General features: G+C 45.3%; 1 protein-coding gene. It reads right to left on the bottom strand.

The window, feature by feature from the left end; genetic code table 11:
* The coding region (locus tag ACS8FC_RS17650) for an NAD(P)-binding protein (protein ID WP_439297746.1) at positions 1 to 633 on the bottom strand (633 nt) is incomplete at its 3' end.
* Positions 634 to 696: the final 63 nt, after the last annotated feature.

Genomic DNA, 696 nt, shown 5'->3' with positions numbered 1-696 from the left:
ACCTTCAAAAATAACACGGCGGTTGCGCATGACATCTTTTTCCATTTTAAACTCAGGGATACCGAAGGTTAATAAGCCGCCAATTTCAGGCCGCTTGTCAAAGACGACAGGCTTGACACCATTTCTAACCAAGATATCCGCGCAACCAAGACCTGCTGGTCCTGCGCCAATGATAGCAACTTTTTTGTCTGTCCAAACGACGTCAGACATATCTGGGCGCCAGCCAAGTGCAAACGCGGTATCGTTGATATATTTCTCAACATTACCAATCGTCACTGCCCCAAAACCGTCATTTAAGGTACAAGCGCCTTCACACAAACGATCTTGCGGACAAACTCGTCCACAGACCTCAGGCAAGGTATTAGTACGGTGACACAATTCAGCCGCTTGAAAGATCTGTCCTTCGGTGGCCAGTTTTAGCCAGTTAGGGATATAGTTGTGTACTGGGCATTTCCACTCGCAGTACGGGTTACCACACTCAAGACAACGATGCGCTTGCTGGGCAACAGCTTCGTTTTCGAAAGGTTTATAAATCTCAACAAACTCTGTTGAGCGCGTTGCAATGTCTTTTTTGGTTGGATCAAATCTCGGTACATCTAAAAACTGAAAATTATTTTCTAAGCGTTTTGCCATGGTGCTATCTCTTTTATATAAGGCTCTTTTGCAGTAGGTGGTGACAGTCAAGCGATGTGTTGT

It is taken from the genome of Psychrobacter sp. 1Y4 (assembly GCF_051847555.1).
Note: the sequence above shows the minus strand (reverse complement) of the source record. Positions and strands in the feature narration are given on the sequence as shown.